A 22918-nucleotide genomic window follows, 5' to 3' on the forward strand; every position below is an offset into this window, starting at 1 on the left:
CGGCGACTACAGCCCGCGTTCCACCATGTCGATCAGGCGCTGCCCCAGCGCGTGCGTGGCCGCCGCGTCGACGCCGCGCAGCGGGCCGTCGATGATGAGCAACGCCAGCCCGTGCACCGCCGACCACGCGAGGTATTCGGCGCCCGGGCGCCGCGCCGGGTCGAGCAGGCCCGCGTCCACGAGCCGGTCGACGGCCGCGCCCAGCAACTCGAACGGGTTCATGCCGCTGGCGCCCGCGCCGTCGGGACCGACGTCGCCCTGCGCGTCTTCCGACACCACGAAGGCCGTGCGGAACAGCCCCGGCTGCGCCTGCGCAAAGCGCAGATAAGCGGTGCCGATGGCGCGCACCTGGGCGCGCGCGAAGTCGGCGGGCGGCTGGTCGCAGGGCAGCACGGCGAGTTCGCCCTCCATCGCCTTGGCCGCCTCCGACAGCGCCGCAGCGCGCACCGCCAGCAGCAGGTCGTGCCGGCTGGCGAAGTGGCGATACGCCGCGTTCGGCACCACGCCCACGCGGCGCGTGGCCTCGCGCAGCACCACGGCACTGGGGCCCCCGTCCCGTGCCAGTTCGATGCCCGCATCCAGCAGCGCACGGCGCAGGTCGCCATGGCGGTAGGTGCTGCGCGCGGGCGGCAGGCTTTCGGGAACGTTGTTGAGCTTCATCGCGACTCCATGTGGACACTGTCCATTATCTCTGCTATTCTTTGTGGACGGTGTACACAAAGTAATTCCATTGTTTTCGCGCAGACCCGTTGTGCCCGTGAACCAACCGAAAGGAAACGCCATGAAAGTCCAGTCTTACCTGTCCTTCGAAGGTCGTTGCGACGAAGCGATTGCCTTCTACAAGAAGGCGCTCGGCGCCGAAGTCGTGCAGCTGATGCGCTACAGCGAGGCGCCGGCCACCGGCGGCCCCGAGGGCAACCCCGAAGCCGGTTGCGCCGGCGGCATGCCCGGCCCTGACAAAGTGATGCATTCGGTCTTGCGCATCGGCCAGACCGAGCTCATGCTGTCCGACGGACGCTGCTCCGGCCAGGCCGAGTTCAAGGGAATCATGCTGTCGCTGTCGGCCGACAGCGACGCCGACGCCCGCAAGTGGTTCGACGCACTGGCCGACGGCGGCCAGGTGATGCAACCGCTGATCCCGACCTTCTTCACCACCAGCTTCGGCATGCTCAGCGACCGCTTCGGCGTGGGCTGGCTGCTGGTCGCAGACCCGGCCGCCGCGTGATGCGCGGGGGCTTGCTCTTCACTCTTCCCACACGCTTTTTTTCATCATGCTCAAGACCATCGTCCTCGCCGTCCTCGCGCTGATTGCCGCGCTGCTCATCTACGGCGCCACGCGGCCCGACAGCTTTCGCGTCGAGCGCACCACGCGCATCGACGCACCCGCCGAAAAAATCTTTCCGCTGATCGACGACTTCCACCGCTGGAGCGCGTGGTCGCCCTACGAGAAGCTCGACCCGGCCATGAAGCGCACCTATGGCGGCGCCGCCAGCGGCAAGGGCGCGACCTACGCCTGGGAAGGCAACAGCAAGGCGGGCGCGGGCACGATGGAAATCACCGAGTCGCAGCCGGCGTCGAAGGTTGCGATCAAGCTCGATTTCGTGAAGCCCTTCGAAGGCCACAACACGGCCGAGTTCACGCTGCAGCCGCAGGGCGGCGCCACGCAGGTCACCTGGGCCATGTACGGCCCGAGCCCCTACATGGCCAAGCTCATGGGCATCTTCTTCGACATGGATCAGATGATCGGCAAGGACTTCGAGGCGGGCCTGGCCAATCTGAAGAGCGCAACCGAAAAGTAAACGCCTCCTCCCCTCATCGACTCACCTCAATCATTCAAGGAACTCTCATGTCCCCCATCAACGCTTACCTCACGTTCGACGGCAACGCCGCCGAGGCCATGCGCTTTTACGAGAAGACGCTGCGCGGCACCATGCAGATGATGATGACCGTCGGCGAAGCGCCCGACACCGAGCAGATGCCGGCCGAGGCCAAGAAGCGGATCATGCATGCGTCGCTCACCTACGGCGAGGGCATCCTCATGGCCTCCGACACCATGCCGGGCCAGCCCTTCGAAGGCATGAAGGGCTTCGGCGTGGCGCTCACGCTCGACACCGTGGCCGAAGCGCGGCGCATCTTCGACGCCTTCGCCGACGGCGGCTCGATCGGCATGCCGTTCGAGAAGACCTTCTGGGTCGAAGGCTTCGGCATGGTGACCGACCGCTTCGGCACGCCGTGGCTCATCAACGGCGGCAAAGCGCTGGTCTGAGCACGGAGCCGCCTCTCTCTACTTTTTCCCTTCTTCGCAGGAAGCACCTTCCATGACCGAAACCCTCGACAACCGAAAGCGCTGGCTCGCCCTGATGGTGCTGTGCCTGGGCGTGCTGATGATCGTGCTGGACACCACGATCGTGAACGTGGCGTTGCCTTCGATCCGCACCGACCTCGGCTTTTCCGAGACGTCATTGGTCTGGGTGGTGAACGCCTACATGCTGACCTTCGGCGGCTTCCTGCTGCTGGGCGGGCGGCTGGGCGACCTGTACGGCCACCGCCGCGTGTTCCTCGCGGGCCTGGTGCTGTTCACGCTGGCCTCGCTGGCCTGCGGGGTCTCGACCTCGCAAGGCCTGCTGGTGGCGGCGCGCGCGGTGCAGGGCCTGGGCGGCGCGGTGGTGTCGGCCGTGGCGCTCTCGCTGATCATGAACCTGTTCACCGAGCCGGCCGACCGCGCCAAGGCGATGGGCGTGTACGGCTTCGTGTGCGCGGGCGGCGGCAGCATCGGCGTGCTGCTGGGCGGGCTGCTCACGAGCACGCTGAGCTGGCACTGGATCTTCCTGGTCAACCTGCCGATCGGCGTGGCGGTGTATGCGCTGTGCGTGGCGCTGCTGCCCAACGCGCGCGGCCATGCGCACGGCGAGAAGCTCGACGTGGCCGGCGCCATCACCGTCACCTCGTCGCTGATGCTCGCGGTGTACGGCGTGGTCAACGGCAACGAGGCGGGCTGGGGCTCCACGCAGACGATGGGCCTGCTCGGCGCGGCCGTGGTGCTGCTGGCCGTCTTCATCGCCATCGAGGCTCGCGTGCAGCATCCGCTGATGCCGCTGGGCCTGTTCAAGCTGCGCAGCGTGTCGGTGGCCAACGTGGTGGGCGTGCTGTGGGCCGCGGCCATGTTCGCGTGGTTCTTCATCTCGGCGCTGTACATGCAGCTGGTGCTGCAGTACACGCCGATGCAGATCGGGCTGGCCTTCCTGCCGGCCAACGTGATCATGGCGGTGTTCTCGCTGGGCCTGTCGGCCAAGATCGTGATGCGCTTCGGCATCCGCAAGCCGCTGGCGGCGGGCCTGTGGCTCGCGGCCCTCGGGCTGGCGCTGTTCGCGCGCGCGCCGGTCAACGGCAGCTTCGTGCTCGACGTGCTGCCCGGCATGGTGCTGCTCGGCCTGGGTGCGGGCATGGCCTTCAACCCGGTGCTGCTGGCGGCCATGAGCGAGGTCGACCCGGCCGACTCGGGCCTGGCCTCGGGCGTGGTCAACACCGCCTTCATGATGGGCGGCGCCCTGGGCTTGGCCGTGCTGGCCAGCGCCGCGGCGGCACGCACCACCGCCATGGCCACCGCGGGCGCGCAGATGCCGCTGGCGCTCACCGGTGGCTACAACCTGGCATTCCTGGTCGGCGCCGTGTTCGCGGCGGCGGCGGGTCTGATCGGGGTCCTGCTGCTTCGCCCGGCCTCGCCGGGACACACCCAGAACAACAACGAAGCAGCGTCGGCCCCGGGCGCGGCGGGCGAGACGGCGTCGTCGTGAACGCGACGGCGCCATGCAGCCCCCGCTTTTTCTTTTTCAACGTTTCTATCCCCTATTCAGGAGAACAGACATGGCTCGTTATGTAGACGGATTCATCGTCGCCATTCCCACCAAGAACGTCGAGGCCTACCGCAAGCTCGCACGCAAGGCCGGCAAGGTCTGGATGGAGTACGGCGCGCTCGAGTACGTGGAGTGCATCGCCGACGACGTGAAGCCCGGCAAGCTCACGTCGTTCCCTCAAAGCGTGAAGCTCAAGGCCGACGAGACCGTGGCCTTCTCGTGGATCACCTACAAGTCGCGCAAGCACCGCGACACGATCAACAAGAAGGTCATGGCCGACCCGCGCCTGGAGGCCATGATGGACATGAAGAACCTGCCGTTCGACGGCAAGCGGATGATCTTCGGCGGCTTCAAGTCGATCGTGGAACTTTGATGCTTTCTCAGGCCAGGAAGCCGTCGTAGACGAGCTTCAGGCCCGTGAGCAGCATGCCCAGATAGACGAAGCGATAGAACCACGTCGCATCGATGCGGCGTGCGATGCGGATGCCGATCCACACGCCCAGCGGTGCGATCGGCATCAGCACGAGCGAGGTGGCCAGCGTGCGAAAGTCGAGCAGGCCGAGCCACGCGTAGGGAATCCACTTGCTGAGATTCACCACGAAGAAGAAGTAGGCCATCGTCGCCGTGAACACCACGGGCTTGAGCTTCAGCGGGATCACGTAGGCATTGATCGGCGGCCCGCCCGCATGCGCGATGAAGCTGGTGAAGCCCGACACGGTCGTCAGCACCGCGCCCACCGCGCGCGACGGCAGCGGGTCGTTGGGCTTGGGCGGAAACAGCAGGCGCTGCGCCAGGAACACCAGCGTGAACACGCCCACGATGCCCGCCACAGTGTGGGCCGACAGCACGCGAAACAGCAGCGTGCCGATCACCGTGCCGACCAGCCCGAACGGAACCAGGAACTTGAGCAGCGAGCGGTCGAAGTCGCGCCGGAACGCGGCCAGGCCGAGCAGGTCCATGAGCAGCAGCAGCGGCATCAGGATCGCCGCCGCCTGCGGCACGGTGACGGCCAGCGCCATCATCGGCACGGCCAGCGACCCGAAACCGGCGCCGAAGCCGCTCTTGCTGATGCCGAGCAGCAGCACGGCGGGGACGGCGACCGCGTAGAACGACGGGTCGGTGATGAGGGGAAAAACCATGGGGAAACCAGCAGCGCAGAAAAAAGCCCGCCAGGGGCAGGCGGGCCGTCCGGGAGCGTAGCAGGAAGCCCGGTTTCCTGCCGACGGCCCACCCCGGCCACGCCTCGCGGGACAACCCGCTTGACAGCGTTTTCGAGATTTATGACATTTATGATCATAAATACCCGAAACGCAGATGCCCCCTTCCCAACCCAAGCCTTCGCTCACGCGCGACAAGCGCGTGAAGCGCTCCGACCAGGTGGTCGACAACATCAAGCGCTGGGTCGTGCAGACCCAGCAACAGGTCGGCAACAAGCTGCCGCAGGAGAAAGAGCTGATCGAGCAGCTCGGCGTGTCGCGCGGCACGGTGCGCGAGGCGCTGGCCGCGCTGCAGGTGCAGGGGCTGGTCGCGATCAGCACCGGCCCCAACGGCGGCGCCACGCTCACGCAGGCTTCGTACGAGCAGTGCCTGCAGGCGGTGTCGAACTTCCTGTACTTCCAGCCGGTCGACATCACGATGCTGTACGCGCTGCGGCGCGTGGTCGAGCCCGAGCTGGCCGCCAACGTGGCCACGCGCCTCACCGAGGCCGACCTGGCCGCGCTGGAGGCGCTGATCGGCCACAGCCACCCGGCCCACGGCGGCAGCGCCGACTGGAACGAGCGCCGCGAGGCCGACCTGCTGTTCCATGACCGCCTGGCCGAGGCCTGCAGCAGCCCCTTCCTGGCGCTGGTGTGCCGCCTGCTCAATGACGTGATCCGCCGCGTGATCATCGTGCGCAACGCGCTCACCGAGTTCGACCAGTTCGACGAGGAGATCGTCGACAGCCACACCGAGCTGCTCGACGCGCTGCGCGCCCGCGACCCCGCGCGCGCGCGCGAGGTCATGCGCGTGCACATGGAACACGCCGAAGCCCTGGCCCTGGAGGCCGAATCCCGCGTCGACCGCGGCAGCCTGCTCATGAAGAAACCGACCGGCTGACGCCTGCGCGGCGCGGGCTGATCCGCGTCGCCGCCGCCTTCTTCCCTGCTCTCTCTTGCCTTCACCCCGGTCGCGCCGGGGTGCGGGGTTTCCTTTGCCTGAACTTTCCCTGAGACCACCCATGACTGCATCCCCCGCCCTCTGGCAGCGCAGCGCCACCGACCTCGCCGACGCCGTGCGCCGCCGCGAGGTGTCCTGCCGCGAAGTGACGACCAGCGTGCTCGCGCGCATCGCCGAGCTCAACCCGCGCCTCAATGCCCTGGCCGAGGTGCTGGCCGACGAAGCCCTGGCCAGCGCCGACGCGGCCGACGCGCGCACCCTGCGCGGCGAGCCGCTCGGCCCGCTGCACGGTGTGCCGGTGAGCATCAAGGTCAACGTCGACCAGGCCGGCCACGCCACCACCAACGGCGTGATCCCGCTGAAGGACCACATCGCCCACGAAGACGCACCGGTGGTGGCGCACTGGCGCAGCGCGGGCGCCGTCATCGTGGGGCGCAGCAACACCGCGACCTACTCGTCGCGCTGGTTCACCGATAACGGCGTGCACGGCCGCACGCTGAACCCGTGGGACGCCGCCATCACCCCCGGCGGCTCCAGCGGCGGTGCGGCCTCCGCGGTGGCCAGCGGCATGGGCGCGCTGGCGCACGGCAACGACATCGGCGGCTCGATCCGCTACCCCGCGTACGCCTGCGGCGTGGCCGGCCTGCGCCCCACGGCCGGCCGCGTGCCGGCCTTCAACCCGAGCGCGACGAGCGAGCGCGGCATCACGCCGCAGCTCATGTCGGTGCAGGGGCCGCTGGCGCGCAGCATCGCCGACCTGCGCCTGGGCTACGAGGCCATGGCGCGCGCCGATGCGCGCGACCCGAACTGGGTGCCGGTGCCGCACGAGCTGCCGCGCCCCGCCGGCCCGATCCGCGTGGCGCTGTTCAAGCGCGCGCCGGGCATCCCGGTCGACCCGGCCGTCACGCAGGCGCTGGACGACGCCGCGCGCTGGCTGCAGCAGGCGGGCTACGCGGTCGACGAAGCCGAGCTGCCCTTCTTCGGCGAAGCCGCGGCCCTGTGGCGCACGCTGATCGTGGACGACACGCGCCGCAACATCATCGCGGGCGTCGAGCAGCACGGCGACGACCTCATGCGGCGCAGCCAGCGCTACCTGCTCGAAGGCATGGCCGCGACCGACCGCGACGGTTTTCTCGACGCCCTCGCGCGGCGCCAGGCGCTGCTGCGCAGCTGGTCGGTGTTCATGCAGACCCATCCGCTGGTGCTGATGCCCGTGTCGTGGCAGCGCCCCTGCCCGCAGGACGAAGACGTCGCCAGCCTGGAGCGCGCCCGCGCCCTCATCGACGCCCAGAGCCCGCTGCTCGCAACCGCCGCGCTGGGCATGCCCGGCCTCGCGGTGCCCACCGGCATGGCCGGCGGCGCGCCCATGGGCGTGCAGCTGCTGGCCTGGCGCTTCCGCGAAGACCTGCTGCTCGAGGCCGGCCAGGCGATCGAGGACGCGGCCCGCTTCACGCCGCTGGTCGCGCAGTGACCTTTCTCTTCCTGTTCTTCCAACGATTCCAACCACCCGGAGACTTTCGATGACCCCCTTCACCTTCCCCACCGGCCCCGCGCTCTCACGACGCGACCTCATCCGCGCAGCGGCGGCCACGGGCCTGGGCGGCCTGCTGCCGTACGGCGCGAACGCGCAGCCGGCGGTCAACCGACTGATCGTGCCCTTCCCGGCCGGCGGCCCGGCCGACTTCATGGGCCGGCTGCTGTCCGAAAAGCTCAAGGACGAGCTCGGCCGCCCGGTCATGGTCGACAACCGCCCCGGCGCCGGCACGCGGCTGGCGGCCGAGGTGCTGAAGAACAGCCCCGCCGACGGCACCACCATGCTGCTGGCGCCGGTCGACCCGATGTTCATCGGCCCCGCCATCTACGCCAACATGCGCTTCAACCCGGCCACCGACTTCAAGCCCGTGACCGACGTGAGCGGCATCCAGTTCGGCCTGGCCGTGAGCGCCGCCTCGCCGGTGAAGACGCTGGCCCAGTTCGTCCAGGCCGCCAAGGCCCACCCCGACCAGGGCTCGATCGGCATCACCACCGTGGGCTCGCTGCTGCACTTCCTGGCCATGGACTTCGTGGCCCTGTCGCGCAGCGGCGCCACCCTGGTGCCCTACCGCGGCGGCGCGGCCATGGTCACCGAGCTGATCGGCGGCCAGGTGGCCTCGGGCATGGACGCCACCACCACCCTCACCGAGTACCACCGCGCGGGCAAGCTGCGCGTGCTGGCCGTGGCCGGCGACAAGCGCGCCGACGGCCTGCCCGACGTGCCGACCTTCGCCGAGTCGGGCTACCCGACGCTCGTGGCCTCGTCGCGCTACGTGCTGTATGCCCACGCCAACACCGCGCCCGCCACGCTGGCGCAGTGGAACCGGGCCGTGCGCAAGGTGCTGGCCCTGCCCGACGTGCGCGAAAAGCTGGGCCGCGTGGGCTACGACCTGCTGCCCGGCGCCTCGAGCGAAGAGGTGGTGCGCTACACCGACGCGCTGGCCGCACGCTGGCTGCCGGTGATCAAGGCCTCGGGCTACAAGGGCGACTGAGGCCCGGCGGCCGCGACCCAACCGCCGAAAAGTGTGCGTAAACGCACCGACCGGCGGCGGCGGGGCTCTCACACTGGCATGGCAACCGCCGCAGTCCGCGGCGGCCTTCTTCCTTTTTTCTTCCACTCAAGGATTCGCCATGAACACCCAGGCTGCCCCGATCGCCTCCGCCGCTTCGGCGTCTTCCTCCTCGTCGTTCCTTGCCACGCCCGCTGCCCGCGACGACGCCGGTAAGCTGGTGCTGCGCGTGTCGGTCGGCGTGCTGATGCTGCTGCACGGCATCTTCAAGCTCTCGGCCGGCGTCGGCTTCATCAGTGGCATGCTGGCCAAGGCCGGCCTGCCGGGCGGGCTGGCCTACCTCGTGTTCGTGGGCGAGATCGTCGCGCCGCTGCTGATGATCGCGGGCGTCTGGACGCGCGCTGCGGCCGCCGTGGTCGTGATCAACATGCTCGTGGCCTTCGGCCTCGTGCACATGGCCGACCTGTTCGCGCTGACCAAGCAGGGCGGCTGGGCGCTGGAGCTGCAGGGCCTGTACCTGTTCGGCGCGCTGAGCGTGGCGTTGATGGGCGCCGGCCGCTACAGCGTGGCGGGCCCCAACGGACGCTGGAACTGATCTAGTCCCCGCGCACCTGCGAGACCATCAGCGCCAGGCGCTCGGCATCGGCCACCACCAGCGCCTTGCCGTCCTTGCGCAGCACGCCGCCGCGCACCAGCGTGTTGAGTTCGCGGGTCACCTGCTCGCGGTTGGTGCTGATCTGGCTGGCCAGCGCCGCATGCTTGGGCGCGGGCTCCAGCCGGGCCTCGTTGCCGTCGATGCCCGCCTCGCGCGCCAGGCGCAGCAGCTCGGCATGCAGGCGGTTCTGCACGCCCAGCGTGCTCAGGTCGATCACCCGCTCCGACAGCTGCCGCACCAGCGCGGCCAGCCGCTGCATCACGCGCTCGGCCACCAGCGGCTCCTCGCGCAGCAGCGCCAGGAAGGCCGCGCGATCCAGGCTGGCGACCACGCAGGGTTCGAGCGTGACCACGTCGGCCGAACGCGGCCCGCCGTCCAATGCGGCGATGTCGCCGAAATGCGCGCCGGCCTCCGAATCGCGGAACGTCACCTGCCGGCCATTGGCCGCGTAGGTCGTCACGCGCACGCGGCCCGACACCAGCAGGAACACCTCGCCCTGCAGGTCGGCGCGCAGCATCAGCGGCTTGCCGGCCGCCACGCTGTGCCACAGGCACTGGCGCGCCAGATGGTCGAAACGGTCGTCGGACAGGCCTTCGAGCAGCGCGATGCGGCGCAGCGCGAGGCTGGAGCGGGGGGTGGGTTCGGGTAGGGCCATGCCGGTGGTCATCGAGGCGCGCGCATTATGCTCGGGTGCCGCTTCGAACCCGTTCATGGACAGACGTTCCCCTCCTTCCCCTTTTTTGCTGAGAACGCCGACACGGCGCAACCTCCGCTGGGCGAGCGGGCTGGTGCTGATGGCCTACATCACGGCGCACCTGCTGAACCATTCGCTGGGCATCGTCTCCTTCGCCGCGGCCGAGACCGTGCTGCGCGGCGTGCAGAAGTTCTGGCACAGCCTGCCCGGCACGCTGCTGCTGTACGGTGCCGCCCTCACCCACCTCGCGCTCGCCGTGGCCGCGCTGTGGGAGCGCCGCACCCTGCGCATGCCACCACTCGAAGCCCTGCGCGTGCTGCTGGGCTTTGCGCTGCCGCTGCTGCTGGCCACCCACCTCACCGCCATGCGCGGCGCCTGGCTGGCCTACGGCATCGAGGGCTCGTACGTGCGCGTGGTCTGGGGCTTGTGGGACTTGGCCGGCGCGGGCGCGCAGCTGGGCATGATGCTGGCCGCCTGGGCCCACGGCTGCCTCGGCCTGCACTTCGCGCTGCGCGTGCGCCCGCTCTACCGGCGCCTGTTCGCGCCGCTGCTCGCGGTGGCCGTGCTGCTGCCGGTGACCGCCGCGATGGGCTTCGTCTCGATGGGGCGCGAGTTCCAGTGGACCGGCGTGCCGCCCGTCGTGCTGCCGACGCCCGAACAGGGCCGCGCGCTCAACGCCGCCGAAACCAACATCAAGCTGTATTACGCCTTGGCGCTGCTGGCCCTGCTCGCGGCCTACGCGGTGCGCAGCCGCCTGGCCCGGCGCGCGCGCGGCGCCACCGTGGCGCTGCGCTACCCCGACCGCACCGTGCACGTGCCGCCCGGCTGGAGCGTGCTCGAAGCCAGCCGCTCGCACGGCATCGCGCACGTGTCGATCTGCGGCGGGCGCGCGCGCTGCTCCACCTGCCGCGTGCGCGTGGGCGGTGCGCCCGAACACATCGGCACGCCGGGCCGCGACGAGCAGCGCACGCTCGAGCGCGTGCGCGCCCCGCACGACGTGCGGCTGGCCTGCCAGCTGCGCCCGCGCGGCAGCATCGAGGTGACGCCGCTGTTCGCGCCGCTGCCGCGCGAAGGCCGGCCCGCGCCGGTCGGCCGCTTCGGGCACGAGCGCGACGTGGCGATCCTGTTCGTCGACCTGCGGCGCTGGTCGGGCCTGTCGGAGCGGCAGTGGCCCTTCGACCTGGCCTACGTGCTCGACCGCTACTTCGCCATCGTGGGTGCCGCCGTGCGCGAGAGCGGGGGCGTGCCCAACCAGTTCATCGGCGACAGCGTGATGGCCATCTTCGGCCTCGAGAGCGACCTGCCCACCGCCTGCCGGCAGGCCCTGCACGCCACCCAGCTCATCGGCGAGCGCATGGACGCATGGAACATCGACTTCCAGGCCCAGTTCGGCCAACACCTGGACTTCGGCATGGGCCTGCACGCCGGGCGCGCGGCCGTCGGCGAGGTCGGCTACCTCGAGACCACCACCTTCACCGCCATCGGCGAAGTGGTCAACACTGCGAGCCGCCTGCAGGACCATTCGAAGACTGCTTCAGCGCGGCTCGTGGTCTCGCAGTTCGCGGCGCAACAGGCCGGCGCCGAAGCAACGCTGGGCCCGGTCGACACGCTGAACGTGCGCGGGCGCTCCGAACCACTGGCCGTGATGTATTCACGCGCCGGGAAAGCGGCCTGAGCACCACCTGCTGGATTCGGTGCGCAAACGCACAGCGCCTTCCGTGATGCGGTTTCACACTGCAGCTTGTGGCAACGACGACTGTCCGCCGCCCACAGACTCAAGGGAAATCTCATCATGAACAGCAAGCAACTCCTCGCCATTTCCGCCGCCGCCTTCGCCCTGCTGGGCACCGTGGGCGCGGCCCACGCCGAAACGTATGAAGGCGTGCACGCCATCACCTCGGCCGCCAGCCGTGCCGACGTGCGCACCCAAGCCGTCGCCGCCGCGCGCAACGGCAACGAATACTCCGACGCTGCCGCCGAAGGCACCGTGGCCGTGACCTCCACGCTCGACCGCCAGGCCGTGCGCGACCAGGCCGTGGCCGCTGCCCACAACCCGCTGCAAAGCCTGGACCGCCGCGCCTTCTACCGCGACGAAGTGCCCGCCGCCTACAAGAAGCCGGCCGTGAGCTTCACGCGCCAGGCCGGCCTGTAATCACGACGCCACCTGCACCCGCGCCGCGCGCGGGCCTGCGGCCTCGGTGATCGTGAAGCGCACCGGCAGGAAGCGCTCGATCACCGAGCAGTTCGTGCGCGTGTGCGGCGTCACTTCGCTGCAGGTGAACGCGCCCGCCTGCCCCCGTTGCCGGAACACCGCCAGCGCCAGCAGCAGCGCCAGCTGATCGGCCAGGTGCGGCCCCACGGCCGCGTCCTCGTGCTTCTGGAACGCGCGCACCTCCTTCACGAGGCCGTGCGCCACCTGCTCAGCGCTCAGCGTCTTCTCGCCGAAGGCCGTGAACACCTCGGTGAGGTGTGCGTAGGCCAGCGTCACCAGCAGCGCATTGCCCGGACCCTCGTTCTGGCGCGTCGGCACCGTGCGCAGCTGCTCGGCCTGCGCCGACCAGCCCATCGCCGCCCCCACCGTTTCGAGTTCGCGCGCCGCCACATGGCGCGGCAGGCCGGGCGCCAGGCACTCGGCATGGCACGACAGCAGATGGCCGCGTGACAGCAGGTCGAAAGCCTGCAGCCGCGCGCCGTCCGCCGCCGGCACGATCGTCGCGTCCACCTCGCCGCCACCGGCCGGATAGAAGCCGCAACGGCGCAGCACGAGCTGCAGGTCGCCGCCGAGGCGACGCACCAGCGGCGCGAACGCACGCTCCAGAAAGTGGAACGGCGGCGCCATCGGGTTGTGCGTGCCACCGCTCAGCCGCAGCCGGCTCACCTGACCCGCGGGTTGCAGCAGCAGCGGCGGCAGCACGGTCTGCAGCACCAGCATGCAGCTGCCCGCACCGGCGATCGCAAAGCGGTAGTCGCCCGCGCGCACCGGCCCCGGCACGAAGCGCAGCGACTGCGAACCCAGCTCGGCGCCTTCGACCTGCGCGCCGCTGATCTCCGCGGCCGCATGCACGCACGCCAGGTGCTGGCGCATCAGGCCCGGCTTGGCCCGGCCCGCGCGGATCTTCGCGATGGCCAGCGGCCGGCCCGTGACCATCGACAGCGCGAGGCCGGTACGCAGGATCTGGCCACCGCCTTCGCCTTGGGAGCCGTCGAGTTCGACGGCATCGAGTGCTCGTTGTTCTTCTTGTGCTTCCGTCATCGGGACACGTCTTTCTTTCTTGTTCAGTCGTTTGTCGTTGTTCTTGTTCGCGGCGTTCCGAGCCGGCATGCACGACAGCGCACCGCCGTGCTGTGGATGCTGCCGAGCGCCACCTCGTACCACCACTTCTGCTGCTTGGCCGTCCACACCTCTTGCGCGCCGCAATCGCGGCAGGTGAACGCCTTGTCGACGTAGAAGGTCGGCAGCGGGCCGTAGGTGTTGTTGTGCGCGGCCAGCAAGGCCGTGTCGGCCGCGACCATGCCTTCGGCGCGCAGCAGCCGTGCATCGGCCTGGCGCTGCTGCAGTGCCACGGCGCGCGCGGCGCGTTCGAGGCGGTGCGCCTTGATTTCGGCGCGGCGTTGCTTGTTGCTTTTCATGATCGCAATGTTCTTCAAATAATCCGAAAGGCACGCAGGTGGAGCTCCATCTCACTCGGGAAGCCATAGGGCAGAAGAGCGCGTGGACTTTCCTCGGACAGCAGTTCTTTTCTTCGGTTCCAGAAAGCAGCCACGGCCGCCTTCTGCGTTTCCTTTGGAGGCACGTAGCAATTGGCCATCGCCTTGCACCAGGAATCGACTTCAATGGTCACGGCATGGCAGAGATCGTTGGAAAGTTTCCCTCTCTCCATGAGTGCCATGACAAACAGCAAGCGATCCCAGGGCGATCCGGACCTGAGCATTGCCATGACTTCCGGTGCAACCTCCTGACGTTCCAGACCCATGCGCATCAGCGCATCCGGGCAAGGCAGCGATGCGCCGCGCCGGATGTGCTCGACCGCGAGGCGACGTACCTTCGGTGAAGCGTCTGCCAGGATCTCCATCAATTCCTTGTCGATCTCTTCGTCTTTCGCGGCACAGAGCACGAGCCATCGGGCAAGGCGCCGCAGCGGCACCACTTTCGACGCCTGCAACCCACGGGCATACCCCGTCGCGCGCGAGTCCTGCAGCAAGTGCAGCACGTGAAGGGCGGCCGTCTTTCGAGCGTCGATTTGGGGGAGTTCCAAGATCTCCGCCGCCCGACTGGCGAACTCCTCCCTGCTCACAGCCGACGAATTCACGACCAGCGAACGCACGACCGCGCTCGTGTCGAAGCACATGGACCGGACAAACCGCTGCACATCGAAGTCTTTCTCGCCCAGAAGCACCCGGGTGGCCGCTGCCCGCACACGCGGCAGGCATGCACGGGAAGCGCTCTCGAAAAACTTGCGCCTGTCCGCCGACGACTGCAGCCGGTCTGCCGCGTTGAGGCAGAGCTGCGCCGTCGGTGGGTCGCGTGAGAGCGCACCTTGTGTCAGCAGCGCCAGAAGCACTGGACCCGCGCTCGCCCGCTGGAGACGCAGCGTGAAGATCCAACGCCGCATGGCATCGTCGAGCACCGGCGCCTGACGCTCCAGCTCGTCGGTGTTGCGCGCAAGAAAATCCTCGATGGCGGCTCGCAGCGCGCGCAGGTCGATCCTGCGGATGCGATAAGCGAAGGCCAGTTCCGGCAAGGCATGCGCCCAATGGCCGATGAACTCGTCGCGCATGAAGGAGGCGAGGCCTTTCTTTGCAGCCTCGCCCACCCCCGGCACCCAGTCGTCGACACACACAAGAAGGATGGCGATGGCCCGTGGGTCCTGACGCCGCACCAGTTCGGCAACGACGGCTTCGCGCTGATAGCCGTCATAGGAACGTGCAAGCTCTTTCAATTCGCTGAATGCGAGCGCACTCGCATCCAGCGTCGGCACCGCCTCGGTTCTACTTTTCCACCATGTCATCGCAATGTCCTTTTCTCGGCGCCTGAAACTTGCGCCGCCTCCCTTTGTCAGGGCGATGATCGCGCCTGGCTCTACCCCTTCACACACACCACCTGCTTGAGCGTGTAAACCACCTCCACCAGGTCCTTCTGCGCCTCCATCACCGCGTCGATGTCCTTGTAGGCCATCGGGATCTCGTCGATCACGTCGGCGTCCTTGCGGCATTCGACGCCCTCGGTCGCGGCGATCTGGTCGGCGACGGTGAACAGCTTCTTTGCCTTCGTCCGGCTCATCTTCCGGCCCGCGCCGTGGCTGCAGCTCATGAAGCTCTCGGGGTTGCCCTTGCCGCGCACGATGTAGCTCTTGGCGCCCATGCTGCCGGGGATGATCCCCAGCTCGCCGAGCTTCGCGCTCACCGCACCCTTGCGGGTCACGAGCACGTCTTGCCCGAAGTGCGTTTCGCGGCTCACGTAGTTGTGGTGGCAGTTCACCGCTTCCACGTGCGCCTCGAACGGCTTGGTGATGACCTTGCGCGCGGCCGCGACCACGCGCTGCATCATCACTTCGCGGTTCGCCCGTGCGAACTTCTGGGCCCAGCCCACTGCGCGCACGTAGTCGCCGAAGTACTGGGCGCCTTCTTCGAAGTACGCCAGGTCCTGGTCGGGCAGGTTGCGCTGGTGCAGCTGCGCGTCCTTCTTCGCGAGTTCGATGAAGTGCGTACCGATGGCATTGCCCACGCCACGCGAACCCGAGTGCAGCATGAACCACACGGCGCCCGCTTCGTCCAGGCACACCTCGATGAAGTGGTTGCCGGTACCCAGCGTTCCCAGGTGCTTGTGGTTGTTCGTGTTCTTGATGCGCGGGTGGTCCTCGCAGATCAGCTCGAACTCGTCCACCAGCTTGGCCCAGGCGGCGTCGGTTTCATCGGGCGGCGTTTCCCACGAACCCTTGTCGCGGCCCATGCGCTTGGGGTTGCTTCCGTGCGGCACGGCCTTCTCGATCGCCGAACGCAGCGGGCCCAGGTTGTCGGGCAGATCGCGTGCGTTGAGCGTGGTCTTGCAGGCCATCATTCCGCAGCCGATGTCCACGCCGACAGCGGCGGGGATGATGGCCTTGAAGGTCGGGATCACCGAACCCACGGTCGCGCCGATGCCGTAATGCACGTCGGGCATGGCCGCGATGTGCTTGAACACGATGGGCAGGCGCGCGGCGTTCTCGAGCTGCTTCTGCGCCTCGTCTTCCACGGGCACGCCGTTCGTCCACATCTTCACGGGGACGCCGTTGGCGACTTCATGCAGTTTGTAGTTCGTCATTTTTCTTTCCTCTTCTCTCTATCTATCTATTCTTCACACTCGTTTGGTGGACACGGCGGGATTCGAACCCGCATCAATACGGCGACCGTGGTGTTTGAGTCCAGCGGCTCAGTCGACGATTGGAAACGCGCGCCAGTGACAGACCCGTCATCGGAGCCAGCACCTGCATCCTCAACCTTGCTCGTCAACCGACTTGCCCGCCGTACCTGGTCTTACCCAGGCTGCCGGCAATTTCAAACATTTTTGGCAGTGGCGCTCCCTTCTGTGCCTGCGTGCCCGTGTCTCTCTCTTTTCTCTACCGCTCAGGACCCGTTCGGCCGCAGCGTCACGAGCCCGTTGAGCACCTGGTCCAGGCCGCCGACCACCGAGATCTTGTCGATGCGCTCGGCCACGCGTTCCAGCGTCTCGAGTTCCTTCATGCGCAAGGCGACGGGGTTGCCCTCCATCACCTTGGCGGTGTTCAGCAGCGAGCGCGTGGCCGCGGTTTCCTCGCGGCGACGGATCACGTTGGCCTGGGCCGACTTCTCGGCCTCCACCACCTGCGCGAGGATGGTCTTCATCTCGCCCGGCAGGATGATGTCCTTCACGCCCACGCTCTCCAGCACCAGGCCCGAACCCTCGAGCCGCTCACGCACCTGCGCCAGCACCGTCTGGTCGATGGCCGACTTGTTCTCCAGCAGCGCGTCGAGCGTCTGCTCGCCCACCGCCGCGCGCAGGCCGAACTGCAGCTCGCGGTACACATGCTCGGCCGGCTTGGGCATCTGGGCCAGGGCCTGACGCACATCAGCAAAGCGCCACACCGCCGACAGGTTCAGCCGCAGCCCCACCTTGTCGCGGGTCAGGATTTCCTGGCCGCTCACTTCGGCGATCTGCGAGCGCAGGTCCACGCTGGTCACGGCCACCTGCCGGTTGAAGCGCCAGAAGCCGTGGTTGCCCGGCGGCAGCAGCGCCTGCATCTGGCCTTCGAGGGTCAGCACGCCGGCGTGGAACTCGGGCACCTGCACCAGCAGCACGCCTTCGAGCCCCTGCACCGCACGCGGACGCAGCGCCACGCTCTGCAGCTTGGCCAGCAGCTCGGCCGGCAGGCGTGCATCGGCGGCCACGTCGATCACGTCGACGCGCTGCTCGCGCAGGCCGCGCCAGTAGAGCTTGCGGGTGGCGGGCGGCAGCACCTGCACCAGCACGCCGTCTTCATGGCGCAGGCCGACCTCGGTCTCGCCCAGCGACACCTGCACGAACTCGCGCTGCACCAGCTGCGGCTCGCGCGCCAGGAAATAGTCGGCCAGCTCGTGCTCGAAGGCCGGCTCGGCCAGCGAGAAGCGCTCGAGCTGCACGGCGTCGAAGCCCGTGAACACACGGTACTTGCCGGCGGCATACAGGCCCTCGAAATCGCCGTTGCGCAGCAGCAGCACGCGTTCGTTCTTCTTCACGGTGAATTGGGTGAATCCCAGCATTTTTTCTTCCTCTCTCTTCTTCTTCGTTGCGGTTGTCGTTCGTCTACGTTTCGTGTCGGGGCCCACGAAGGGCAGGCGGCGGGCACCGTGGCTTGCGAGGTCAGCAGTACAGCGGTCGACGGGTCGGTGCGGTGGCTGCGCCATCGCCTCCTTCTGCGTCGATGGCTGCATGCGGTTCCTTGCAGAACGCGCGATGCGCAAGCCGCCTGCACTGGCACGGTGTCGCTCGGCCGGGCCCTGCCCTGCGCCTCGCTCCGGTGTGCCGGGGCGGTGGGGCTTTCGCCCCCATCAAAGCGGCGGTGCGAACACCGCCGAAGGTTGTTTGCGGGAATCGAACCCGCCACGCCGCGTGGTTAGCACGGTGCTCGACCATGAGCAGACTGGATCAAGTCCAGTGACCAGTGCAGTTCAACAGCGGCATACCGCGGACCCAAGAACAGGTCTGGCCTGCGGCACCGGGCCGCTTTCATGCGGCACCTGGGAGCGGATGAACTGCATCCGGACCCTTTCCCTATTGCAGCGAGCGTGCCAACTTGCGCGCACGGCGCCTGAAAACAGGGTGATGGCGATGCAAGTCATTGACCGGCAAGGGAAATTTCTTCTTCGCCCGATGTGACACGGCGCCCATCCCTTGCTAGCATTCGGATAATTTCTAGAATTTCAGCTAGTCTTTTATCCATGAAGCCCATCGTCGTCATCGGTTTCCTCGGCACCCAGCTCGATGCCGGCCAGGGCGCGGGCCGCTGGCACAAGTGGCGCCCCACGGTCTCGCTCGCGCAGCACGACGACATGGTGGTCGCGCGCATCGAGCTGCTGCACACGCGCAAGCACACGGCGCTGGCCGAGCTGGTGAAGGCCGACATCGCCGCCGTGTCGCCCGAGACACTCGTCAACCTCGTGCCCTTCGACCTCGAAGACCCGTGGGACTTCGGCGAGGTCTACACGCGCCTGTACGACTGGGCGCGCGCCTACCCCTTCCAGCCCGAGCGCGAGCAGTACTGGACGCACATCACCACGGGCACGCACGTGGCGCAGATCTGCATGTTCCTGCTGTCGGAATCGCGCGTGGTGCCGGGCGTGCTGGCCCAGACCTCGCCGCCGCGCAAGCAGCGCCAGGGCGACGCCGGCAAGGTCGCGCTCATCGACCTCGACCTGTCGCGCTACGACCCGATCGCGCGCCGCTTCGACGCCGACCAGCGCGACGCGGTCGCTTTTTTGAAGAGCGGCATCGCCACGCGCAACGCGCGCTTCAACGCGCTCATCGACGAGATCGAGCGCGTGGCCGTGCGCTCGCGCGCGCCCATCCTGCTGGTGGGACCGACGGGCGCGGGCAAGTCGTTCCTGGCGCGCCGCATGTTCGAGCTGAAGCAGGCGCGCCACCAGGTGACGGGGTCGTTCGTCGAAGTGAACTGCGCCACGCTGCGCGGCGACGGCGCGGCGTCCACGCTGTTCGGGCACAAGAAGGGCTCGTTCACCGGCGCAGCGAGCGACCGCGCGGGGCTGCTGCGCACCGCGCACCAGGGCGCGCTGTTCCTCGACGAAATCGGCGAACTGGGCCTGGACGAACAGGCGATGCTGCTCAAGGCCATCGAGGAAAAGCGCTTCTTCCCCGTGGGCGCCGACAAGGAGGTGGAGAGCGACTTCCAGCTCATCGCCGGCACCCACCGCGACCTGCGCCGCGACGTGGCGCAGGGGCGCTTTCGCGAAGACCTGTTCGCGCGCATCAACCTCTGGACCTACGACCTGCCCGGCCTCGCACAGCGGCCCGAGGACATCGAGCCCAACCTCGACCACCTGCTGGCCCTGCACGCGGCCGAGAACCACCGCGTGGTGCGCTTCAACGCCGAGGCGCGCACGGCCTACCTGCGCTTTGCGCAAAGCAGCGAGGCGCTCTGGCGCGGCAACTTCCGCGATCTGTCGGCCAGCGTGACGCGGCTCGCGACGCTGGCCGATGGCGGGCGCATTGCCGTCGCGCTGGTCGAGGCGGAGATCGCGCGGCTGCGCTGGCTGTGGAAGCACGAGGGCACGGGTGCATCAGCGGCTGCGGCGGGCGACGATGTCGACCTGGAAGCCCTGCTCGGCGAAGAGACGTTCGCCGCGCTCGACCTGTTCGACCGCCTGCAGCTCGAAGCGGTGGTGCGCGTGTGCCGGCCGGCGCGCAGCTTGTCGGAGGCGGGGCGCCAGCTGTTCCAGGCCTCGCGGACGCAGCGCAGCGTGGTCAACGATGCGGACCGGCTGCGCAAGTACCTGGCCAAGATGGGGCTGGACTGGGCGCGCGTTTCAGCCGATGCGCGACCCTGAGGGCGTGGGCTATCCTCCGCCCGATGCCCATCTCCGCATTCGCCGTGAAGGTTCCCGCGGCTGAACCCATCGCCGCAGACCTTCGCCGCCGCTTCGACCCCACCGTGGCGCTCGGCGTGCCCGCCCACATCACGCTGCTCGTGCCCTTCATGGACCCCGAGCGAATCACCGACGAGGTGCTCGCCCGCGCGCGGCGCGTGCTGCAACGCACGGCGCCGTTCTCGTTCGTGCTCGGCAAGGTCGGGCGCTTTCCCGAGACCGCCTACCTCGCACCGGAGCCCGCCGCGCCGTTCATCGAAATGACGCGTGCGCTGGTGAAGGAGTTTCCCGAGTTCCCGCCGTACGACGGCGCGCATGACGACATCGTTGCGCATCTGTCGGTGGCGCATGGCAACGCGCTGCATGCGGAGGAGGCGGCCATCGAACTGCAGGCGCGGCTGCTTGCATCGGGGCCGGTGCAGGCGCGCTGCACGGAGGTCGTGCTCATCGAGAACGCGTCGGGGCGCTGGATGGACATGCATGTCTTCCCCCTCACCGACCCCGCGACGATCCTTCGCCCATGACCGAGATCTACATCAGCACCGACGTCGAAACCGACGGCCCCATCCCCGGCCCGCACTCGATGCTCAGCTTCGGCTCGGCCGCCTACACGGCCGACAAGCAACTCGTTTCTACCTTCAGCGCCAACCTGCACACGCTGCCCGGCGCCGAGGCCGACCCCAAGACGGCTGCCTGGTGGCAGACCCAGCCCGAGGCCTGGGCCGCGTGCCGCACCGACCTGCAGGACCCGGCGCATGCCATGAAGAACTACGTCGCATGGCTCAAGGGATTGAAGGCGCGGCCGGTGTTCGTGGCCTATCCGGCGGGCTTCGACTTCCTGTTCGTCTACTGGTACCTGATGCGCTTCGCGGGCGAGAGCCCGTTCAGCCATTCGGCGCTCGACATGAAGAGCTTTGCGATGGCCCTGCTGAAGATCGGCTACCGCGACAGCACCAAGCGCGCGATGCCGCGCCGCTGGTTCGATGCCGGGTTGCCGCACACGCACGTGGCGCTGGACGACGCCATCGAGCAAGGCGCCCTCTTTTGCAACATGCTCGCCGAAAGCCGGCGGGCCGGCGGACCGCAGGCATGACGACCACCACCGCCGCACCTGCTCGCCGCTGGTGGATGCCGCTCGCCGCCCTGCCCCTCTTGTTGCTCGGCGGCTGCGTGCAGTCGATGTTCTATTACCCCGACCGCGTGCGCTACGAAACGCCCGACGCGCTGGGCCTGCGCTATGAGAACGTGCACTTCACCAGCGCCGACGGCACGCGCCTGAGCGGTTGGTTCATTCCCGCCGCGGGCCGGGCCGACCCGAAGGCGGCCAAGGGCACCGTGGTGCACTTCCACGGCAACGCACAGAACATGAGCAGCCACTGGCGCTTCGTGTCGTGGCTGCCCGCGCAGGACTACAACGTCTTCGTGTTCGACTACCGCGGCTATGGCGAATCGGACGGCGAACCCGAGCCCCGGGGCGTGTTCGAGGATTCGAACGCCGCGCTCGACCACGTGCGCGCCCGCGCGGATGTCGATGCGTCGCGGCTGTTCGTCTTCGGGCAGAGCCTGGGCGGCACGAACGCGATCGCGGCCGTGGGCTCGGGCACCCGGGCCGGCGTGAAGGCGGTGGCGATCGAGTCGACCTTCTATTCGTACCGCTCCATCGCCAACGACAAGCTGCCGGGTGCCGGCCTGCTGGTGCGCGACGACTACGCGGCCTCGAAGTTCGTCGCAGCCATCGCGCCGATTCCGCTGCTGTTGATCCACGGCACGGCCGATGCGGTGATTCCGCACCACCACTCGCAGCGCCTGCTGGCCGATGCGAAAGAACCCAAGCAGCTGATCGAAGTGCCGGGCGCCGGTCACCTCGAGCCGATGGCGGCGCCGCGCTTCGGCACGACGTACCAGCAAGCCCTCACCACCTTCTTCGACAGCGCCCCGGCGTTGCCTTCCCGTCCATGAAACACTTCGACGAAGCCGCCACCGCCGCACCCCTGGGTTTCGAGCAGCTGGTGCCCGCGCTGCGCGCCGCCTTCGCGGCCGAGGCACAGGTGCCGCCGCGCCACGTGCACAGCATCGAGACCAGTGGCGACGCGGCCACGCGCGGCACGGTGTTGATCATGCCGGCGTGGAGCGACGCGGGCTTCCTGGGCATCAAGACGATCAACATCTTTCCGGGCAACGGCGCGCGCGGCCTGCCCGGGCTGCACGCGACCTACGTGCTGTACGACGCGCGCACCGGCGTGCCGCTGGCGATGATGGACGGCAACGAGATCACGGCGCGGCGCACGGCGGCCGCATCGGCGCTGGGCGCCTCGTTCCTGGCGCGCACCGATGCGCGCAAGCTGCTGGTGCTGGGCACCGGCCGCATCGCGCGCATGCTGCCCGCGGCGCACGCGAGCGTGCGACCCATCGACGAGGTGTGGGTGTGGAACCACCGGCCCGAGGGCGCCGAGGCACTGGCCGAGCAATGGCGCAGTGAAGGATGGAACGCGCAGGCGGCCGGCACCGACCTCGAGGCGGCCGTGCGCAATGCCGACATCGTGAGCTGCGCCACGCTCGCGACCACGCCGCTGGTGCGCGGCGAATGGCTCGCGCCGGGCGCGCACCTCGACCTGATCGGCAGCTTCACGCCCGCGATGCGCGAAGCCGATGTGCAATGTTTTGACGGCACGCGCACCTTCATCGACACGCCCGAGGCGCTGCAGAAGGCCGGCGATCTGCTCGACGCGATCGCCGCCGGCACCTTGCGCGCCGACGCGGTGCAGGGCACGCTCGCCGAGCTGTGCCGCGGCACGCGGCCCGGGCGCACGGGCGATGCCGAGCGCACGGTGTTCAAGGCCGTGGGCAGCGCGCTCGAAGACCTGAGCGCGGCCACGCTGGTGTGGCAGGCGCGCACGGACCCCTGAGGTCCGCGCCGCCC

Annotated in this window: 24 protein-coding genes; 16 read left to right on the forward strand and 8 right to left on the reverse strand. The window is 68.7% G+C overall.

The annotated features are described in order from the left end of the window. Window positions 1-6: 6 nt before the first annotated feature. Window positions 7-660 carry a TetR/AcrR family transcriptional regulator gene (locus tag AC1RAA_RS17480; RefSeq protein ID WP_095951005.1) on the reverse strand — a complete coding sequence of 218 codons (654 nt, stop codon included), beginning with the start codon at window positions 658-660 and terminating at the stop codon, window positions 7-9. 121 nt (window positions 661-781) lie between these two features. On the opposite strand from AC1RAA_RS17480, the gene AC1RAA_RS17485 reads away from it, so the two are divergent. The 5 genes from AC1RAA_RS17485 (at window position 782) to AC1RAA_RS17505 (ending at window position 4227) form a co-directional block, all read left to right on the forward strand. Beyond that, window positions 782-1225 (forward strand): VOC family protein, encoded by a 444-nt coding sequence (locus tag AC1RAA_RS17485; protein ID WP_062479529.1) that lies wholly within the window; start codon window positions 782-784, stop codon window positions 1223-1225. 46 nt (window positions 1226-1271) lie between these two features. Further along, the gene (locus AC1RAA_RS17490; RefSeq protein WP_307695028.1) at window positions 1272-1799 is read left to right on the forward strand and encodes an SRPBCC family protein; all 528 of its coding nucleotides are present in this window, start codon (window positions 1272-1274) and stop codon (window positions 1797-1799) included. 47 nt (window positions 1800-1846) lie between these two features. Next, entirely contained in the window at window positions 1847-2266 is a 420-nt protein-coding gene (locus AC1RAA_RS17495; RefSeq protein ID WP_139699953.1) for a VOC family protein, read from the forward strand. Between the two features lie 52 nt (window positions 2267-2318). Next, window positions 2319-3794, forward strand: coding sequence for a DHA2 family efflux MFS transporter permease subunit (locus tag AC1RAA_RS17500; RefSeq protein ID WP_492731018.1), 1476 nt, complete (start codon window positions 2319-2321; stop codon window positions 3792-3794). Between the two features lie 70 nt (window positions 3795-3864). Further along, window positions 3865-4227, forward strand: a complete 363-nt coding sequence (locus tag AC1RAA_RS17505; protein ID WP_062479540.1) for a DUF1428 domain-containing protein — start codon at window positions 3865-3867, stop codon at window positions 4225-4227. A gap of 7 nt (window positions 4228-4234) precedes the next feature. On the opposite strand, the gene AC1RAA_RS17510 is transcribed toward AC1RAA_RS17505, so the two are convergent. Then, entirely contained in the window at window positions 4235-4993 is a 759-nt protein-coding gene (locus AC1RAA_RS17510; RefSeq protein ID WP_095951002.1) for a sulfite exporter TauE/SafE family protein, read from the reverse strand. A 175-nt stretch (window positions 4994-5168) separates the two neighbouring features. On the opposite strand from AC1RAA_RS17510, the gene AC1RAA_RS17515 reads away from it, so the two are divergent. From AC1RAA_RS17515 to AC1RAA_RS17530, 4 genes are all read left to right on the forward strand, one after another. Next, window positions 5169-5951, forward strand: coding sequence for a FadR/GntR family transcriptional regulator (locus AC1RAA_RS17515; RefSeq protein WP_070061946.1), 783 nt, complete (start codon window positions 5169-5171; stop codon window positions 5949-5951). Between the two features lie 121 nt (window positions 5952-6072). Next, window positions 6073-7482 (forward strand): amidase family protein, encoded by a 1410-nt coding sequence (locus AC1RAA_RS17520; protein WP_492731016.1) that lies wholly within the window; start codon window positions 6073-6075, stop codon window positions 7480-7482. 49 nt (window positions 7483-7531) lie between these two features. Continuing rightward, window positions 7532-8536: a tripartite tricarboxylate transporter substrate-binding protein gene (locus tag AC1RAA_RS17525; protein WP_492731014.1), complete on the forward strand. Its 1005-nt coding sequence runs from the start codon at window positions 7532-7534 to the stop codon at window positions 8534-8536. Between the two features lie 139 nt (window positions 8537-8675). Continuing rightward, on the forward strand, window positions 8676-9149 hold the full coding sequence (locus AC1RAA_RS17530) for a DoxX family protein (RefSeq protein WP_492731012.1): 474 nt from the start codon (window positions 8676-8678) through the stop codon (window positions 9147-9149). A 1-nt stretch (window position 9150) separates the two neighbouring features. On the opposite strand, the gene AC1RAA_RS17535 is transcribed toward AC1RAA_RS17530, so the two are convergent. Beyond that, a complete protein-coding gene (locus AC1RAA_RS17535; protein ID WP_139700373.1) occupies window positions 9151-9876 on the reverse strand; it encodes a Crp/Fnr family transcriptional regulator in 726 nt (241 codons plus the stop codon). 43 nt (window positions 9877-9919) lie between these two features. Here AC1RAA_RS17535 and AC1RAA_RS17540 point away from each other — a divergent pair, with 43 nt between their 5' ends. Both AC1RAA_RS17540 and AC1RAA_RS17545 read left to right on the forward strand, forming a co-directional pair. Then, on the forward strand, window positions 9920-11578 hold the full coding sequence (locus tag AC1RAA_RS17540; protein WP_492731010.1) for an adenylate/guanylate cyclase domain-containing protein: 1659 nt from the start codon (window positions 9920-9922) through the stop codon (window positions 11576-11578). A 117-nt stretch (window positions 11579-11695) separates the two neighbouring features. Further along, window positions 11696-12055 (forward strand): hypothetical protein, encoded by a 360-nt coding sequence (locus AC1RAA_RS17545; protein ID WP_062479876.1) that lies wholly within the window; start codon window positions 11696-11698, stop codon window positions 12053-12055. On the opposite strand, the gene rtcA is transcribed toward AC1RAA_RS17545, so the two are convergent. The 5 genes from rtcA to AC1RAA_RS17570 form a co-directional block, all read right to left on the reverse strand. After that, window positions 12056-13156 (reverse strand): RNA 3'-terminal phosphate cyclase, encoded by a 1101-nt coding sequence (rtcA, locus tag AC1RAA_RS17550; RefSeq protein ID WP_492731008.1) that lies wholly within the window; start codon window positions 13154-13156, stop codon window positions 12056-12058. It lies immediately after the preceding gene. A gap of 23 nt (window positions 13157-13179) precedes the next feature. Then, a complete protein-coding gene (locus AC1RAA_RS17555; protein ID WP_062479873.1) occupies window positions 13180-13533 on the reverse strand; it encodes a zinc-ribbon domain-containing protein in 354 nt (117 codons plus the stop codon). Between the two features lie 14 nt (window positions 13534-13547). Beyond that, window positions 13548-14912, reverse strand: coding sequence for a hypothetical protein (locus AC1RAA_RS17560; protein WP_492731006.1), 1365 nt, complete (start codon window positions 14910-14912; stop codon window positions 13548-13550). 71 nt (window positions 14913-14983) lie between these two features. Beyond that, complete coding sequence (locus tag AC1RAA_RS17565; RefSeq protein ID WP_307589349.1) at window positions 14984-16204, reverse strand: RtcB family protein; 1221 nt, start codon at window positions 16202-16204, stop codon at window positions 14984-14986. Between the two features lie 302 nt (window positions 16205-16506). After that, window positions 16507-17658, reverse strand: coding sequence for a slipin family protein (locus tag AC1RAA_RS17570; protein ID WP_492731004.1), 1152 nt, complete (start codon window positions 17656-17658; stop codon window positions 16507-16509). A gap of 678 nt (window positions 17659-18336) precedes the next feature. Here AC1RAA_RS17570 and rtcR point away from each other — a divergent pair. Genes rtcR through lhpI form a run of 5 tightly spaced genes read left to right on the forward strand, consistent with a single transcriptional unit; the run spans window position 18337 to window position 22904 of the window. Next, window positions 18337-19959: an RNA repair transcriptional activator RtcR gene (rtcR, locus tag AC1RAA_RS17575; RefSeq protein ID WP_492731002.1), complete on the forward strand. Its 1623-nt coding sequence runs from the start codon at window positions 18337-18339 to the stop codon at window positions 19957-19959. Between the two features lie 23 nt (window positions 19960-19982). After that, the gene (locus AC1RAA_RS17580; protein ID WP_492731000.1) at window positions 19983-20522 is read left to right on the forward strand and encodes a 2'-5' RNA ligase family protein; all 540 of its coding nucleotides are present in this window, start codon (window positions 19983-19985) and stop codon (window positions 20520-20522) included. Then, complete coding sequence (locus AC1RAA_RS17585) at window positions 20519-21091, forward strand: 3'-5' exonuclease family protein (protein ID WP_307589341.1); 573 nt, start codon at window positions 20519-20521, stop codon at window positions 21089-21091. The genes AC1RAA_RS17580 and AC1RAA_RS17585 overlap by 4 nt, the downstream gene beginning before the upstream one ends. Then, window positions 21088-21957, forward strand: coding sequence for an alpha/beta hydrolase (locus AC1RAA_RS17590; protein WP_492730998.1), 870 nt, complete (start codon window positions 21088-21090; stop codon window positions 21955-21957). Before AC1RAA_RS17585 ends, AC1RAA_RS17590 begins: the two co-directional genes overlap by 4 nt. Next, complete coding sequence (gene lhpI, locus AC1RAA_RS17595; protein WP_492730996.1) at window positions 21954-22904, forward strand: bifunctional Delta(1)-pyrroline-2-carboxylate/Delta(1)-piperideine-2-carboxylate reductase; 951 nt, start codon at window positions 21954-21956, stop codon at window positions 22902-22904. The genes AC1RAA_RS17590 and lhpI overlap by 4 nt, the downstream gene beginning before the upstream one ends. The last annotated feature ends 14 nt before the right edge of the window (window positions 22905-22918 follow it).

This window comes from Variovorax sp. GW823-FHT04F07 (assembly GCF_058795995.1).

Excerpts from the sequence above, each read along its gene's own strand:
- AC1RAA_RS17580 (WP_492731000.1), top strand. The coding sequence starts at position 19,983 with ATGCCCATCTCCGCATTCGCCGTGAAGGTTCCCGCGGCTGAACCCATC.
- AC1RAA_RS17500 (WP_492731018.1), top strand. The coding sequence starts at position 2,319 with ATGACCGAAACCCTCGACAACCGAAAGCGCTGGCTCGCCCTGATGGTG.
- AC1RAA_RS17560 (WP_492731006.1), bottom strand. The coding sequence starts at position 14,912 with ATGACATGGTGGAAAAGTAGAACCGAGGCGGTGCCGACGCTGGATGCG.
- rtcA (WP_492731008.1), bottom strand. The coding sequence starts at position 13,156 with ATGACGGAAGCACAAGAAGAACAACGAGCACTCGATGCCGTCGAACTC.
- AC1RAA_RS17590 (WP_492730998.1), top strand. The coding sequence starts at position 21,088 with ATGACGACCACCACCGCCGCACCTGCTCGCCGCTGGTGGATGCCGCTC.
- AC1RAA_RS17545 (WP_062479876.1), top strand. The coding sequence starts at position 11,696 with ATGAACAGCAAGCAACTCCTCGCCATTTCCGCCGCCGCCTTCGCCCTG.
- AC1RAA_RS17535 (WP_139700373.1), bottom strand. The coding sequence starts at position 9,876 with ATGACCACCGGCATGGCCCTACCCGAACCCACCCCCCGCTCCAGCCTC.
- rtcR (WP_492731002.1), top strand. The coding sequence starts at position 18,337 with ATGAAGCCCATCGTCGTCATCGGTTTCCTCGGCACCCAGCTCGATGCC.
- AC1RAA_RS17555 (WP_062479873.1), bottom strand. The coding sequence starts at position 13,533 with ATGAAAAGCAACAAGCAACGCCGCGCCGAAATCAAGGCGCACCGCCTC.
- AC1RAA_RS17525 (WP_492731014.1), top strand. The coding sequence starts at position 7,532 with ATGACCCCCTTCACCTTCCCCACCGGCCCCGCGCTCTCACGACGCGAC.
- AC1RAA_RS17485 (WP_062479529.1), top strand. The coding sequence starts at position 782 with ATGAAAGTCCAGTCTTACCTGTCCTTCGAAGGTCGTTGCGACGAAGCG.
- lhpI (WP_492730996.1), top strand. The coding sequence starts at position 21,954 with ATGAAACACTTCGACGAAGCCGCCACCGCCGCACCCCTGGGTTTCGAG.
- AC1RAA_RS17515 (WP_070061946.1), top strand. The coding sequence starts at position 5,169 with ATGCCCCCTTCCCAACCCAAGCCTTCGCTCACGCGCGACAAGCGCGTG.
- AC1RAA_RS17530 (WP_492731012.1), top strand. The coding sequence starts at position 8,676 with ATGAACACCCAGGCTGCCCCGATCGCCTCCGCCGCTTCGGCGTCTTCC.
- AC1RAA_RS17540 (WP_492731010.1), top strand. The coding sequence starts at position 9,920 with ATGGACAGACGTTCCCCTCCTTCCCCTTTTTTGCTGAGAACGCCGACA.
- AC1RAA_RS17565 (WP_307589349.1), bottom strand. The coding sequence starts at position 16,204 with ATGACGAACTACAAACTGCATGAAGTCGCCAACGGCGTCCCCGTGAAG.
- AC1RAA_RS17490 (WP_307695028.1), top strand. The coding sequence starts at position 1,272 with ATGCTCAAGACCATCGTCCTCGCCGTCCTCGCGCTGATTGCCGCGCTG.
- AC1RAA_RS17480 (WP_095951005.1), bottom strand. The coding sequence starts at position 660 with ATGAAGCTCAACAACGTTCCCGAAAGCCTGCCGCCCGCGCGCAGCACC.
- AC1RAA_RS17520 (WP_492731016.1), top strand. The coding sequence starts at position 6,073 with ATGACTGCATCCCCCGCCCTCTGGCAGCGCAGCGCCACCGACCTCGCC.
- AC1RAA_RS17585 (WP_307589341.1), top strand. The coding sequence starts at position 20,519 with ATGACCGAGATCTACATCAGCACCGACGTCGAAACCGACGGCCCCATC.
- AC1RAA_RS17570 (WP_492731004.1), bottom strand. The coding sequence starts at position 17,658 with ATGCTGGGATTCACCCAATTCACCGTGAAGAAGAACGAACGCGTGCTG.
- AC1RAA_RS17510 (WP_095951002.1), bottom strand. The coding sequence starts at position 4,993 with ATGGTTTTTCCCCTCATCACCGACCCGTCGTTCTACGCGGTCGCCGTC.
- AC1RAA_RS17495 (WP_139699953.1), top strand. The coding sequence starts at position 1,847 with ATGTCCCCCATCAACGCTTACCTCACGTTCGACGGCAACGCCGCCGAG.
- AC1RAA_RS17505 (WP_062479540.1), top strand. The coding sequence starts at position 3,865 with ATGGCTCGTTATGTAGACGGATTCATCGTCGCCATTCCCACCAAGAAC.